Origin of the sequence: Paenibacillus wynnii (assembly GCF_030812855.1) — a bacterium.
GTDB lineage: Bacteria > Bacillota > Bacilli > Paenibacillales > Paenibacillaceae > Paenibacillus_AQ > Paenibacillus_AQ wynnii_A.
In genome coordinates, this window is record NZ_JAUSTK010000027.1 from 23,420 (window position 1) to 38,925 (window position 15,506).

Annotated in this window: 8 protein-coding genes; all 8 read left to right on the forward strand. The window is 42.6% G+C overall.

Annotated elements, in window-relative coordinates:
• Window positions 1-35 precede the first annotated feature (35 nt).
• The 8 genes from cdaA to J2T20_RS20440 all read left to right on the forward strand — a co-directional run bounded on the left by cdaA (window position 36) and on the right by J2T20_RS20440 (window position 15,484).
• Complete coding sequence (cdaA, locus tag J2T20_RS20405; protein ID WP_307591167.1) at window positions 36-866, forward strand: diadenylate cyclase CdaA; 831 nt, start codon at window positions 36-38, stop codon at window positions 864-866.
• Window positions 859-2,313 (forward strand): CdaR family protein, encoded by a 1,455-nt coding sequence (locus tag J2T20_RS20410; protein ID WP_307591168.1) that lies wholly within the window; start codon window positions 859-861, stop codon window positions 2,311-2,313. The genes cdaA and J2T20_RS20410 overlap by 8 nt, the downstream gene beginning before the upstream one ends.
• Before the next feature lie 110 nt (window positions 2,314-2,423).
• A complete protein-coding gene (glmM, locus tag J2T20_RS20415) occupies window positions 2,424-3,764 on the forward strand; it encodes a phosphoglucosamine mutase (protein WP_307591169.1) in 1,341 nt (446 codons plus the stop codon).
• A gap of 591 nt (window positions 3,765-4,355) precedes the next feature.
• Window positions 4,356-6,188 (forward strand): glutamine--fructose-6-phosphate transaminase (isomerizing), encoded by a 1,833-nt coding sequence (gene glmS / locus J2T20_RS20420; RefSeq protein WP_307591170.1) that lies wholly within the window; start codon window positions 4,356-4,358, stop codon window positions 6,186-6,188.
• A gap of 1,645 nt (window positions 6,189-7,833) precedes the next feature.
• On the forward strand, window positions 7,834-9,438 hold the full coding sequence (locus tag J2T20_RS20425; RefSeq protein WP_307591171.1) for a restriction endonuclease subunit S: 1,605 nt from the start codon (window positions 7,834-7,836) through the stop codon (window positions 9,436-9,438).
• Between the two features lie 16 nt (window positions 9,439-9,454).
• Window positions 9,455-10,978: a class I SAM-dependent DNA methyltransferase gene (locus tag J2T20_RS20430; RefSeq protein ID WP_307591172.1), complete on the forward strand. Its 1,524-nt coding sequence runs from the start codon at window positions 9,455-9,457 to the stop codon at window positions 10,976-10,978.
• Entirely contained in the window at window positions 10,968-12,323 is a 1,356-nt protein-coding gene (locus J2T20_RS20435) for a restriction endonuclease subunit S (protein ID WP_307591173.1), read from the forward strand. The genes J2T20_RS20430 and J2T20_RS20435 overlap by 11 nt, the downstream gene beginning before the upstream one ends.
• Window positions 12,324-12,346: 23 nt before the next feature.
• On the forward strand, window positions 12,347-15,484 hold the full coding sequence (locus J2T20_RS20440) for a type I restriction endonuclease subunit R (RefSeq protein ID WP_307591174.1): 3,138 nt from the start codon (window positions 12,347-12,349) through the stop codon (window positions 15,482-15,484).
• Window positions 15,485-15,506: the final 22 nt, after the last annotated feature.

Here is a 15,506-nt window from a genome sequence, read left to right on the forward strand (position 1 = left end):
ACCCAGCTAATATGAAATGACGGGGGTTTGACACTATGAGCTACTTTACAGATATGACATGGAAAGAGTCCATTAAAGATATAATTGATATTTTAATTGTCAGCTACATTATTTACAAAGTACTCAATATGGTACGTGGAACCCGGGCGGTTCAGCTACTGAAGGGTATTTTGGTGCTGGTCGTCATTTGGGCGCTTAGCACTCTTTTAGATTTGTATACGCTCAAATGGTTGATGAATCAGATGTTTACGTTTGGAGTACTAGCCATATTCATCATCTTTCAACCGGAGCTGAGGCGAGGGCTAGAACAGCTGGGGAGGGGGAAGTTCTTCGGACGTTCAGCTGAAAGTGATGAAGAGATTAGCAAATTAATTGGTGAAGTTATTAAAGCCGTGAATTATTTAGCACGTAGAAAAATAGGCGCATTAATTGTGTTTGAAAGATCAACTGGACTTAATGAATATACGGAGTCCGGTATTCCCATGCAGTCTGTGGTCAGCTCGGAGCTGTTGATTAATATTTTCATTCCTAATACACCTCTTCACGATGGGGCGCTAATTATGCAGGGCAACCAAATAGCTGCTGCTGCTTGTTATCTGCCACTTTCGGAGAACCCGTTTATCAGTAAAGAGCTGGGTACACGGCATCGTGCTGCGATAGGTATTAGTGAAGTCGCCGATTCCGTTTCTGTTGTTGTATCCGAGGAGACCGGCCAGATCTCACTAGCCATAAATGGGCAAATCGTGCGGGACATTAAGGAAGAATCACTCATATCCAAGCTTTACGAAGAACTGCGGGCAACTTCACCGCTTAAGGACAAAAGTTCTGCTTTCTGGAAACGGAAGGGGGACAACAGCCATGGATAAGTGGATGAAGAACAATAACTTTAATAAAATCCTTGCACTTGCGATCGGGATTATCCTTTGGACGATGGTTCATATTGATACTGCGCCCAATACCCAAACTGCCGCAAGCATGAGCACAAAAATAATAGAGAATGTAAAAATAGAAGTATCCGGATTTGATGAGGACAAGTATGTGCTTGATCCTTTAGATGCGAGCAGTGTGAGGATGGAAGTGCGCGGTAAAAGCTCAGACATTAACTATGTGTTCTCTGATGCTTATAAGGTCACGCTTGATTTAAGTAATGTTAAGCCAGGTACGTTAACTATTCCTTTAACGCCTTCTTTACCTAATGGTGTCGATCTTGTCTCTATGACTCCGCAGGAGGTCAACGTTCATATTGAGCTGCGCAATACCAAGTCTTTTCCTATAACAGTTGTTACTAAGGGTAAGCCAGCTGAAGGTTACCAACTCGGTACGCCGGTTATTCAGCCCGTGGGAACCGCGGAGGTTACGCTTTCCGACAGTGAGCTCAGCAGGGTAGCGAAAGTTCAGGGAACTATAGAGCTTGAGGGTGAGAACGAGACTTTTAAAGAAAAGAAAATGAAGCTGATTGCGTATGATAGTGCTGGGAACGAAATAAAGGATGCCGTTATAGTGCCCTCTACCGTATCTGTGGAATTGCCAATCACTCTACCTTTCAAAAGTGTACCGCTCGATATTGGCTTTACCGGACAACTTCCGGATTCCTTAGTGCTCTCAAGGGTAACACCAGAAATCAATAGTATTGTTGTCTATGGATTCGAGGAAGCCTTGGCATCCATTACATCTTATGAAGCCTTAATTGACCTAGGTTCATTTGACTCTGCCGGCACGACGCAGAGGGCGATGGATTTGACTCCGCCAGCCGGAACACAGAAACTTGAACCCGGGATGTTAAATGTTACGATATCAGTCTCAGAAGTCGCTCAGCGCACCATTGAAGGTATTCCGGTGACTCTGCAAGGATTAGGACCCGGCCTACAGGCCACTGTTACTAATCCTACTAATGAAGCTGTTACGCTGACATTGTCGGGATCACCGACTTTGCTGGATCAATTGGATCAGGATAGTATAAATGTTGTCGCGAATCTTAGTGGACTGACCGCCGGAATCCATGAAGTATCGCTTCAAGTGTCGTTGCCAAGATTTGTGACTTTGAACAATTCGGGAGAACGCCTCGTTGCAACCGTTGAACTTAAGGGGCAGCCAGCACCGGTAAATTCGGCAACTCCTAACGTAGACAACAGCACTCCAATGCCAAGCTCAGAACCCGTGTCAGGCGGGGGTAACACTCCTAGTGTGCAGCCAACTCACAGTGAGCCTGTTCCCGGAGTGACTGCAACTCCTTCAGCAGGTAAAAGTGAGAATAGCGGTGCTGTTAATGGTAGTTCAAGTGCCGGAGATACCAGCAGTACTGGGGGAACGTAACTTTTTTTATATTCTAACGTCTATTTTTACAGCACAGTTCTACACATAATAGACATTTAGCCATACAATAATTCATTAAGCTGTAGCAGCATAATAAAAGGAGAACAGATATGGGAAAGTATTTCGGAACTGACGGTGTGCGCGGAGTCGCAAACCAGGAATTGACTGCAGAAATGGCTTATAGTATTGGTCGCTGTGGAGGATATGTATTAGCAGGTAACGTGGAGAAGCCGAAAGTAGTTATTGGAATGGATACACGTATTTCTGGACCTTTGCTGGAGTCAGCCCTTGTAGCCGGTATGCTGTCCATTGGGGCAGATGTTATCCGTATAGGTGTTGTAAGTACACCTGCCGTTGCGTATATTACGCGTTTATTAAAAGCTGATGCAGGTGTTATGATTTCTGCCTCACATAATCCGGTAGAAGATAACGGGATTAAGTTCTTTGGTGGAGATGGCTTCAAGCTTACGGATGAGACCGAATTGCGGATTGAAGAACTGATGGATGCCGAAAAAGACGAGCTTCCTCGTCCTGTAGGGTCAGGTCTTGGTACAGTCACTATCGATAATGACTCCAAATATCTGTATCTGGATTATTTGAAAACAACGGTATCCAACAATTTTAAAGATATCAAAATCGTGTTGGACTGCGCTCATGGCGCAGCCTATGAGCTTGCACCTAGATTATTCAGAGAGCTTGGCGCTGAAGTTATCGCCATCGGAGCTGAGCCTAATGGTCTGAACATCAACGATGGATTCGGTTCCACACATCCGGAGACGCTGCGTGCGGAAGTATTACGACACAATGCTGATCTGGGACTAGCTTTTGATGGAGATGCGGATCGTCTGATTGCCATTGATAATCATGGGGAAGAAGTGGACGGTGACTTTATTCTCTGTATCTGCGGAGATGCCATGAACCGCGCCGGCAAGCTGAAGGATGGAACGATTGTCTCGACCGTAATGAGTAACATTGGTTTTTACAAAGCCACTGAGAAATTGTCGCTGAACACTGCTAAGACGGCTGTAGGTGACCGTTATGTAATGGAAGAAATGCGTCGTGGGGGCTATAATCTGGGCGGAGAGCAGTCCGGACATGTTATTTTCTTGGATTACAATACTACAGGCGATGGTATTCTGACCGCTATTCAACTGGTGGATACCTTGAAGGCTTCTGGAAAGAAGCTAAGCGATTTGAAGTCGATGATGACCAAATATCCGCAAGTACTTGTGAATGTGCGTGTACAGGATAAAACGAATTATCCGAATAATCCAGCTATTGAAGCGGCTATTATAGAAGTTGAAGGCAAGCTTGGCGACAATGGCCGTGTGCTTGTGCGTCCATCCGGTACGGAGCCTTTGATTCGTGTGATGGCGGAAGGTCCTAATAAGGATGAACTTGATCAATTTGTAGGACAGATTGTAGAAGTAGTACAACGTGAACTAGTCTAATTTATATCCTATTCCATGAATGGCCGGTGTGCGGAGGCTAAACTTCGCATCATCGGCTTTTTTAAAATGTAAATAATCTACAGGTCATTGCCAAAGCGATGTAAGGTGCATATAATAGATAAAGTGTCATTCAAGAAGGAAAGCGAGGATCGTAAGGTTTGTTACACAAGCGCCAGAGCTTGGTCTTGCGCGGGAGAAAAGGGAAAGCCAATGATTGCCTGTCAAGGCTGGGCTGAACCGGATCACGGCAGATGTAAGCTGACGAGGTGGAGGTGTTCGAAATGTTCGGCGGGGACCTCCCGGTGATGTACCAGAGCCGTAAACGAAAGCGGAAAATGGAAGGGCGACCTTTCACACAACGCTCTCGTGGGTGCAGCAGAAAATGAATATTCATGGGTGTGCGTATTTAGGAGCAAGAGCGGTCTGCCGCGGCAGGGGAGAAGTCTGTACATTTCATGAGTGATAATTATGAACAGTTTATTTTGTTGAGCGAATGACAACAGAATATATGCTTTTTCTCAAAACATGCTGCACGGCACGTTTCTTTCCTTACGCCGCCACATTACGACTAATTGGACGGGGGAAATAATAATGTGTGGTATTGTCGGATATATTGGTAATCAGAATTCTCAAGGTATCTTGGTTTCAGGCTTAAGAAAGTTGGAGTATCGTGGGTATGATTCCGCGGGTATTGCGGTGTTCACTTCAGCAGGATTGCAAGTTGTTAAGGCGCAGGGTCGCTTGGCGAACTTGGAAGCAAGATTGGAAACTAGCCCATTAACAGGCAGCGCAGGGATTGGACACACACGTTGGGCTACGCACGGTAAACCTTCTGATGCGAACTCCCATCCACATACGGATTCAAGCCAGAAGTTCTCTGTTGTTCACAACGGTATTGTCGAAAACTATCTGGATCTGAAGGAAGAACTGATGGCTGCAGGCTGCCACTTCTCGTCTGAAACCGACACTGAGGTTATTTCTCACCTGGTCGCTCGCGAATATGACGGAGATATTGTCAAAGCGGTACAAAAAGCTATCACTCACATGCGTGGTGCGTTTGCACTGGGCGTATTAACAGAGTACGAACCAGATAAACTGGTGGCTGTGCGTCAGGCTAGTCCTTTGATTATCGGTCTTGGCGAAGGTGAAAACTTTATCGGGTCTGATATTCCTGCTTTGCTCGAATATACCCGCAACGTATATATTTTGAACGACGGCGAAATGGCAGTCCTGACACGGGATGCTGTCGAACTGATGACGATAGAAGGCAACTTTATTTCTCGGGAAATGATTACTGTCGATTGGGATGCTGTAACGGCAGAAAAAGGCGGCTACGAGCATTTCATGTTGAAAGAAATTCACGAACAGCCTAAGGCATACCGCGATACTATGCGTGGCCGTATTAATGCAGAAGGCAACAAGGTTATTCTTCCAGAGTTGAACTTGACTGTTGAACAGATCAAGAACATTCGCAATGTTCAAATCGTAGCTTGCGGTACTGCCTATAACGCAGGTCTTGTAGGACGCAGCTTGATTGAAACCTTGGTACGTATTCCTGTAGAAAATGACATTGCTTCAGAGTATCGTTACCGTTCACCAATTGTAACTCCTGAGACTTTGGTTATTGTTGTCAGCCAATCCGGTGAAACTGCGGATACGTTGGCTGCTCTGCGTGAAGGCCAAGCAAACGGCGCTCATGTATTGGCAATCACTAACGTAGTGGGCAGCTCCATTGCCCGGGAAGCTAATGATGTTCTCGTAACCCTTGCTGGACCTGAAATTGCGGTTGCTTCTACTAAAGCCTACACATCACAGCTGATCGCATTTACTCTGCTAGGCTTGTATATGGCTGAAGTACGCGGCACACAAAGCGAAGAGCAAGTGGCTGAGATTCTTACAGCTATGCAAGCTCTGCCAGAGCAAGTGGAAGAAATTTTGGCTCAAAAAGAAGCTATTAAAAACTATGCAGAGCAAATCTCCAAGCATAAGCACCTGTTCTTCATCGGCCGCGGCGTAGATTACGCAGTTGCTCAAGAAGGTTCGCTGAAGCTGAAAGAAATCTCTTATATTCACTCCGAAGCTTATGCTGCCGGCGAATTGAAGCACGGTACATTGGCTCTAATCGAAGAAGGCGTCCCTGTTATTGCCCTGGCAACTGTAGAATCCGTCCTCGAAAAAACTGTAAGTAACATCAAAGAAGTGAAAGCCCGCGGCGCAGACGTACTGGCAATCACTCATGAAGAGAATGTAACTGACCTGCTTAGATCGGTTGACCAAGCCTTTGTGATTCCTAAGACATTGCCTCTGCTGACTGCAACTTTGTCTGTAGTTACGCTGCAATTGCTGGCTTACTACGCTTCCTTGGCTCTGGGTCATGACGTGGATAAACCACGTAATTTGGCGAAGAGTGTGACGGTGGAGTAGGGTAAAGATGGTTCGGAACTAATTTTTCCGGTGCGAAAAGTTGGGAACCAGTAAAGAAAGTTTGGAAAAAATACCGATGATGTTTTTACATCATCGGTATTTTTAATCTCAAGAATTATTTACTTTTAAACAACCGGAAAAGGACAAGAATTTCAGAATGTTACTTCCTTACTAAATCTATTCTAATGTGATTTTGGTCGATCGATATCTCTTGTTTTTTCTTTGGTTTTTACCCTCAATTAGCCTCTTTCATTTGCACAATAATTTCCCCAAAATGAGCGTTATTCATTTTCAAGAGAAAAATCCGAGGTTAACATAAGTTCATCTAGCCAATTTCTAAATTCAATTTCTTTCTGATGTCCTCTATCTAAGAGAAGCTGAATTAAAGGGAATATCATCATAATAAAACCAAAGATCATTATAATAAAAGTAATTATTATTAGCCATTCTGTAGTATTAAGGTTATGCTCCCACTTAACTTTTACCAATAAAAATTTAATTGCTATAGGAATTATAAATAAAATTGAACCAGTAATTCGAGAACTTACTTTTTTTCGATTTAGTTCTCGATTCATTATTGTTATGAGGTGTAATATCCTTAATCTACTCAGTTGTGGCTGATCAACAATTAAAAGATTGAATTTTAAGAGTAGATGTTGCAATCTTAGTTTATTCATTTTCCTTAGGAGTTCATTATCAATTTTTTTTAATTTTCTTAAAAACTGCCACATTATTATACCAATGATAAATAAGGAATTATATAAAAGTCGTAATCATTTGTTACTCCCCAGATTGCAATTGTTATTGCTATAGTTGCTTGAATACCCATGCGAAAAATCCATATAGAAGATAAATATTTTCTTGCGAATTTTTTCGTTGAAAACTCCCTCTTGTACTCTTTAATAATCTCGTAGTATGTATTCATTGTTCTCTCCTCATGACTTTAATTGTTTAATACAAAATACGAATTTGCTAGATGTATAGTTTCATCAGAGGAAGAATTACAGGAAACCAGATTCATTTTAGTATTATGTAAGTGTCGAGTTACAAGAGTCTAAATACGCTTGAAGCTTTATATTTCTAGTTTGAAAAACACGTCTCATAATTATGATGTTCTCCAATTTCCCAGTTGTAGAAACACTTCGATTAAATGTACTACATTTAAATACTGGAAATTAAGTTAATGTTAATATATGTTCTGTAACGTCAAAATGTCAGTATTTAGAGTTCCTCCTGGTAAACGGTTTTCTGTTTGTACGAACGGTGCACGTAGGACTTGTGCAGTAGCCCAAATCACATACGGTACGGCAACAACTTTCGTTGTCGAAGTTGCAAGACCGGATGACTGGTCAATATCAACGCTTATCCTTCGATCAACTGATCAATCTTCATTTAGAATTATTGAGCGGAATATTAAGTTACTTCTCGAGAGTCTAGTTGAAAAGAGTGTCACTGGGATCAGTATGTTCTAAATCGATGCAACAATATGAGTGTCGAAAAGGTTAAGCACTACCAGAGTGATGGCATAAGGGATTGGGTGCAACGACTTGCACGAAAAATAATAACATAATGAACCCAGACGAAATTATTTTTTAGTATTGTAATACTAGAATATATTGTGGTATTATTTAGGTGTAAGTTCCTAGTGCTAGAGGGTGATAAATTGATAGAATCGTTCTGGAATATCTGTTTACTTCATGATATTAGCTCCCGGGATCAATTACTACGGGAGGCAGTAAGAGTTACTCAGACTAAAAGTATGTTGGAACAACAAGGAGAAGCTTACCAGAGTCTTCTAGAGCCGGAAGTATTGTTTCGATGGATGAAGGAATATGTAGGCGAAAGAGAATTAGGGCATTTCCCAGGTGATCAAAGTTTATTTTATAAACTGTATCAAGCTGGGAAGGATATCGACTTGTTGGAATATGCCCTTCAGACGTTACAGCAAGATCGGGTTACCGGAGGTATCATCGTTCATTCTGGTATCATGGATAGGTTTGTAACTATGTGCGATCGGCATCATTATCGATCTCTTCTCATCACGGAGACAGAGAAATATATTCGAGGGCTTGTGGACACGCAGTGTTTCAAGCAACCCTTCCGGATAACGCTACTCACAGAAAACTATATTTTCGCAAAACTTCTTAAGACCTACTTTGAACCATATCACAACGTTAATATCATTCAAGGATCAATTTATCATCCGTTGCCGTTAACAGAAAAATTCGAGGCTATACTTACCATTCCAAATTTCGGTATGAAAATGGATGAAGATAATGATGTAATCATTCGGGACTCCGAGGGCGTGGCAGTTAATCATCTTATTCCGCTCTTGCAGGAGGGCGGTAAGATTAGTGTAACTTTCCCCGCACGGATGATGTTTCAATCGGGTAGTATCGCGACATGGCGCAAGCAAACGAATGGAATAGTCCCAGTCTGTAATATTAATTTGCTTCCTGATGGGTTGTTTCGTCCCTTCACTTCCATCAAGACTTACCAAGTAGAGTTTGGAAGTTCTCCAGTAAAAGATGTACTTCTAGGTCGATTACAGCTCCAGAAGATGACGTTGGTCACTGAACGGGAAATCAACATCCATTCTGAGCAGTTTCTAATGCTGGATAATTGGCGAATTGACATGTTATTGGAAGAAGATCACGACTTGTTACACGTGTTCCAGCAAGCTGTTGTTCCTAAGGTGAAACTACGGGACGTAGCAGAAATTTTTCGGGGCAAATCCATCCTGAAACAAAATTTAAAGGCAGGAAGCATTAGGGTGCTGAACATCTCTAATTTGGATGACGGCGAAGTCATTCTAGACGAACTAGAAACGATTGATGAGGAAGAGCGGAAGGTTAGACGCTACGAGATTCTCAAGGATGACTTGGTAATGACCTGCCGGGGAACGGTGAACAAACTGGCAGTATTTCCGGAGTCTGAAGGGATAGTCATTGCATCTGCGAATATTATCGTTATTCGTTTCAAATCAACAATTCTAAGTCAATATGCGAAGATGTTTCTGGAAAGTCCTGTTGGGTCAACGCTTATTCAGAGCTTTCAACGCGGGACAACGGTTATGAATTTGAATCCGGCAGATTTGGCGGAGATTGAAATTCCTCTTCTCACGAAGAAGGAACAAAGAGATCGAATTGATAGATATAACGAAGAAAAAGAACGATACAAAACGATTGTCCAAGAGGCAACAACCCGTTGGGAGCAAGTGAAAAATCAACTTTACGGTGAACTATACTGAGGAGGACCAAGAAGACATGGCAACTGCTAATATAGGATTTGAAGAGAAATTATGGAGTATGGCTGATAAACTGCGTGGGAGTATGGATTCCGCAGAATACAAGCATGTCGCGCTTGGTTTGTTATTCCTGAAATATGTTTCAGATGCATTTGAGGAGAAATTCGAGTCACTTAAAAATGAACCCTATGCAGATCCAGAAGATCGGGATGAATACATAGCGGCAAATATATTCTGGGTACCAAAGGATGCGCGCTGGAGCAACATTAAGAGTAATGCCAAAAAACCAGAAATCGGTCAAATTATCGACCAAGCAATGATCGACATCGAGAAAGAAAATCCCTCGCTTAAAGGTGTGTTGCCAAAGGATTATGCTAGACCCGCACTTGATAAAACACGGCTCGGCGAAGTTATTGACTTATTCTCGTTCAAAGTCGGTGATGAAGCAAGTCGCTCCAAAGATGTACTCGGTCGGGTATACGAATACTTCTTGAGTAAATTTGCAAGCGCAGAAGGTAAAAACGGCGGCGAATTCTACACCCCGAATAGCGTTGTTCAGCTACTAGTAGCGATGATCGAACCCTTCAAAGGCCGTGTTTATGATCCTTGCTGTGGTTCAGGCGGGATGTTTGTTCAAAGCGAGAAGTTTGTAGAGGAACACCAAGGTAAGCTTGGCGATATTGCGGTATATGGTCAGGAATCAAACCCAACTACTTGGAAATTGTGCAAGATGAACTTAGCGATTCGCGGACTTGACAGCAACTTGGGTGAGCATCACGCAGATACGTTTCATAATGACCTGCACAAAAACTTAAAGGCGGATTACATATTAGCCAATCCTCCGTTTAATATCAGTGACTGGGGCGGGGCTAGACTGACAGACGATGCTCGTTGGGCCTATGGAATTCCGCCTGTTGGGAATGCCAACTATGCTTGGATTCAGCACATGGTAAATAAACTTGCTCCTAGTGGTGTGGCTGGTTTTGTACTCGCCAATGGTTCGATGTCCACGAGCACAACTGCAGAATTTGAGATTCGCAGTAAGCTAGTCACTGAGGATTTGGTGGATTGCATCGTCACTTTGCCAGGGCAGTTGTTTTATTCGACGCAAATCCCAGTTTGCCTGTGGTTTATGGCCAAGAACAAAGCTCCTAAAGGACAACGTGACCGCCGTGGAGAAATCCTATTTATTGACGCACGCAAAATGGGGCAGATGGTGGATAGAACCCATAAAGAGCTAACCACCGAGGATATCAAGACAATTTCAGATATATATCATGCTTGGCGCGGTCAGGTTGATGCGGGAGATTATGAGGATGTTAAAGGTTTTTGCAAAGCAACGAAACTTGTAGAAGTTCAAGAGCACGAATATATTCTAACACCTGGTCGGTATGTTGGAATTGAAGATGTCGAGGAAGATAGCGAACCATTTGAGGATAAAATGGTTCGGCTAACGGCAGAATTAGCTGAGCAATTCACTAAGTCCCTTCACTTGGAGAATGAGATTCGCAAGCAGCTTGGGGGGATTGGGTTTGAGTTCTAATGATCAAAGATGGGAAGAGGTAAAGCTATTAGATCTAATTAGCATTAGGCACGGATATGCATTTCAAGGAGAGTTTTTTTCTGAGGTGGAAACGTCAAATATCCTATTGACACCAGGTAATTTTAAAGTTGGAGGAGGATTCAATGATAGTAAATATAAGTACTACAAGGAGGAAGCATTTGTACCCGAAGACTATATACTACAAAAAGATGATCTGATTATTTCAATGACAGATTTAAGTAAGAATGGTGATAGCTTAGGGTTCCCGGCTTTAATTGATAAACTTACCGGAAAACAATTTCTCCATAATCAAAGAATTGGTAAGGTTGTCCTCAGCCAACCGGACAAGATTGATCAAACTTTTTTGTATTACAGTCTTTGTACAAGAGCATATAGACATCATGTTCTTTCAACATCCACGGGATCCACTGTGAAACATACTGCACCCAAGAGAATATTAGAATATTCTTTATTGCTTCCATCTATACAGGAACAACGACAAATAGGTAAAATTTTAGCTGAATTGGACAAAAAAATCCAACTAAATAACGCCATCAATAAAAATCTTGAAGAAATGGCTCAGGCTGTTTTTAAGCAATGGTTTGTGGATTTTGAGTTTCCGAATGAAAATGGAGAACCCTATAAGCCCAGCGGTGGTGAGCTTGAGGAAAGTGAATTTGGGTTAATTCCTAAAGGGTGGAAGGTTGGAATAGCAACAGACATATTCAATGTTCAAAGCGGAGGTACTCCTAAAACAGGAATTTCTGAATACTGGAATGGGGAAATACCATTTTTCACTCCAAAGGATACCACAAATTCATTCCATGTAATTGATACAGAAAAAAAGGTTACTGATGAGGGCCTCTCAAAATGTAACAGTAAGTTATATGAAATGGGTACGGTATTCATTACTGCTAGGGGAACAGTAGGCAAACTTGCAATTGCAGGCAGAGATATGGCAATGAATCAATCATGCTATGCATTAGTTTCGAAGAATGGATATACTCAAAAATATATTTTCCTTCAAACTCAACAATTAATTAATAAAATCAAAAAAAGTGCTACTGGGGCTGTGTTTGATGCAATAACAGTATCTACATTTCAAAGTTTGAAAACCATAATACCCAATCTTGATTTAGTGATGCGATTCGACAATATAGTTGAAGGTATATTTTCCTCCCTATTAAACAATGCAAATGAAAATCAAATATTATCAAATCTTAGAGACACCCTGCTCCCCAAACTCATGTCTGGTGAAATTCGAGTACCTGTGGAGCAAGAATACGCACAGGCTGTAGATCTGACAATGGTTGCAGAAAGCAGTGAAAAATATAGTGCCAACTAACTAATCAAGGGAGGTGCAAAACCATGGCGCTGTACACCACATCCTACACCGAGAGCGACCTAGAGCAGGCCGCTCTCGAATGGTTCGAAGAGTTGAATTACAATAGAGCTTACGGTCCGGAAATCTCACCTGAAGGTGAATATCCGGAAAGGCTGCTCTATCAGGATGTAATTCTTAAAGATCGCCTTCGCGAGGCTCTGATCCGAATCAATAAGCGACTACCACGAGAAGCGATTGAGGAAGCGATTCGTATTATTGAAGTGCCTCGTAGCCCAAGCCTGTTGATCAATAATAAGGCTTTTCAGAAAATGATTACCGATGGTATTGACGTACAGTACCGGGCGATCGATGGAGACTATCCAACAGAGAAAGTTTGGCTATTCGATACTCATCCTGACCGAGTAGATAATAACGACTTTCTGGTCGTTAATCAATTCACAGTAATCGAGAATCAAAAGGATAAGCGGCCTGATGTGATAGTTTTTGTGAATGGTCTTCCGATCGCAATCTTGGAACTGAAGAGCGCCTCCAATGAAGAAGTGGGAATTAGCGATGCATACAACCAGGTACAGACATACAAAAAGGCGATCTCATCTCTTTTTACATATAACTCATTTTTAGTCATCAGCGATGGTGTTAATGCTCGTGTAGGAAGTTTGACGGCAGATGAAGAACGGTTCATGATGTGGCGGACAATCGACGGTGAAGATGTGGCCTCCTCCTCTCTCCCTCAACTCGAAGTGTTAATCAAAGGTATATTTGAGAAAAGCAGGCTGCTCGATATTATCAAGCACTTTGTATTGTTTCAGACAGATGGGGAACATCTTTTCAAAATATTAGCCGGTTACCACCAATACCATGCTACTAACAAGGCGATAGCGTGTACGGAGAAAGCGACGATGGAGGAAGGCGATCGAAAAATTGGTGTCATCTGGCACACGCAAGGCTCCGGTAAAAGCCTATCCATGGTCTTTTACGCCGGAAAGCTAGTACTGACAATGGACAATCCGACGATTGTTGTCGTAACAGACCGAAATGATTTGGATGATCAACTGTACGCTACGTTCAGCAAGTCGAAAGATTTGCTACGTCAAACCCCTCAACATGCAGAAAACAGCACACATTTACAAGAGTTGTTATCGGTGGAGTCAGGTGGGATTATTTTCACAACGGTCCATAAATTTTCACCTGAAGAAGGCGATTCAAAGTACCCAGTACTCACCAACCGCCGTAATGTGATCGTCATCGCAGACGAAGCTCATCGTAGTCAATATGGATTTCAGGCCGAGATGGTCACAGCTGAAGATGAGGCTAACATTAAGTACGGATATGCCAAATACATGCGCGATGCATTGCCAAACGCTTCCTATATTGGCTATACAGGAACTCCTGTTGAATTGACCGATAAGAATACCCCTGCTGTCTTCGGTGATTATATCGATATCTATGATATGACGCGAGCAGTGGAAGATGGAACAACCGTCAAGATCTACTATGAAAGTCGAATTGCTCGGTTGGAGTTATCTGATACAGAACGGCCTATCATAGATAATGAATATGAAGAAATTACGGAGTATCAAGAATATACACAGCAAGAAAAGCTGAAGTCCAAGTGGGCTCGATTGGAAGCGTTGGCTGGCTCGGAGAAACGGATCAAACAAGTAGCCAAGGACATGGTCAATCACTACGAGCAACGTCAAGGTGCCATGTATGGTAAAGCGATGATCGTTGTTATGTCGCGTCGTATTGCCATTGATTTGTATAAAGAAATTATCGCGCTTCGACCAGATTGGCACAGTGATGACGACAACGAGGGTAAAATCAAAATCGTTATGACAGGAACCTCCAGTGATCCAGCAGATTGGCAGCCTTATATTGGAACGAAGCGCCGTAGAGAACATTTGGCAAAACGGATGAAAGATTTGAAAGACCCTCTGGAGATAGTAATAGTCCGCGACATGTGGTTAACGGGATTCGACGTCCCTAGTATGAACACCATGTACATTGATAAGCCCATGAAGGGACATAACCTTATGCAGGCCATTGCCCGTGTAAACCGGGTATTCCGAGACAAGCCAGGCGGTCTAATCGTGGACTATATTGGCATCGCGGATATGTTGAAATCAGCACTTCAACGGTACACGGAAAATGATCGCAAGACTGCGGGTATCGATACGGATCAGGCGGTTGACTTCATGCTTGAGAGAATACTACTTATCCGAGAACTTTTGCATGGACACGACTTTAATAGATTTACTTCAGAGAAAGCTTCTGAGCGGATGAAGGCGATCATTGAAACGGTGGACTATGTACTGGGACTCGGAGATCAAGGAAAACGTGATTTTGTGAATTGGACGACGGAGTTGGCAAAAGCCTATGCCTTATGCGCAACTACAGAAGCTGCAGAGCAGGTTAACTTGGAGATTAGTTTCTTCAAGGCCGTCAAATCAGGAATCGTCAAAATTATCACGACAGAAAACAAGAAGAAAACAACAAATGAGTTAGATGCTGAATTAAATCAACTGATCTCCAAATCGATAATGTCCGACGAAGTCGTTGATATTATGGAAGCGGTCGGATTGCAAAAACCAGACATATCGATATTGTCGAATGAATTCTTGGAGAATGTGCGGGGAATGAAACAGAAGAACCTTGCAGTAGAGTTGTTGAGAAGACTACTTCAAGGTAAAGTGAAGGCTGTTTCAAGAGTCAGCATTATTCAGTCAAAGAAGTTCTCCGAGATGCTGGAGGAAGCTGTTCGTAAATACAACAACCGTACAATCGAGACAACACAGGTCATTGAAGAGTTGATCCAGATGGCCAAAGAGATGAATGCTGCAGTAAAACGTGGTGAAGATCTCGGGCTTATTAAGGAAGAAGTAGCCTTCTATGATGCCTTGTCCTCAAACGAAACAGCCAAAGAATTAATGGGCGATCTAGTTCTAAAGCAAATTGCTCATGAATTAACCCAGGCCATAAAAAGCAATATCAAGGTGGATTGGACGCTTCGGGAGAATGTCCGAGCCCAGATGCGGATTACCGTCAAACGTTTATTGAAGAAATATGGTTATCCGCCGGATCTTGAGAAGATGGCTATAGACCTCGTCATCCAGCAAGCGGAATTGATGGCCCAGGCGGAGACAGAAGAATTTAAATACTAAAAGACAAACAGACATCAGGTGT

Excerpts from the sequence above, each read along its gene's own strand:
- J2T20_RS20440 (WP_307591174.1), top strand. The coding sequence starts at position 12,347 with ATGGCGCTGTACACCACATCCTACACCGAGAGCGACCTAGAGCAGGCC.
- J2T20_RS20410 (WP_307591168.1), top strand. The coding sequence starts at position 859 with ATGGATAAGTGGATGAAGAACAATAACTTTAATAAAATCCTTGCACTT.
- J2T20_RS20430 (WP_307591172.1), top strand. The coding sequence starts at position 9,455 with ATGGCAACTGCTAATATAGGATTTGAAGAGAAATTATGGAGTATGGCT.
- cdaA (WP_307591167.1), top strand. The coding sequence starts at position 36 with ATGAGCTACTTTACAGATATGACATGGAAAGAGTCCATTAAAGATATA.
- glmM (WP_307591169.1), top strand. The coding sequence starts at position 2,424 with ATGGGAAAGTATTTCGGAACTGACGGTGTGCGCGGAGTCGCAAACCAG.
- glmS (WP_307591170.1), top strand. The coding sequence starts at position 4,356 with ATGTGTGGTATTGTCGGATATATTGGTAATCAGAATTCTCAAGGTATC.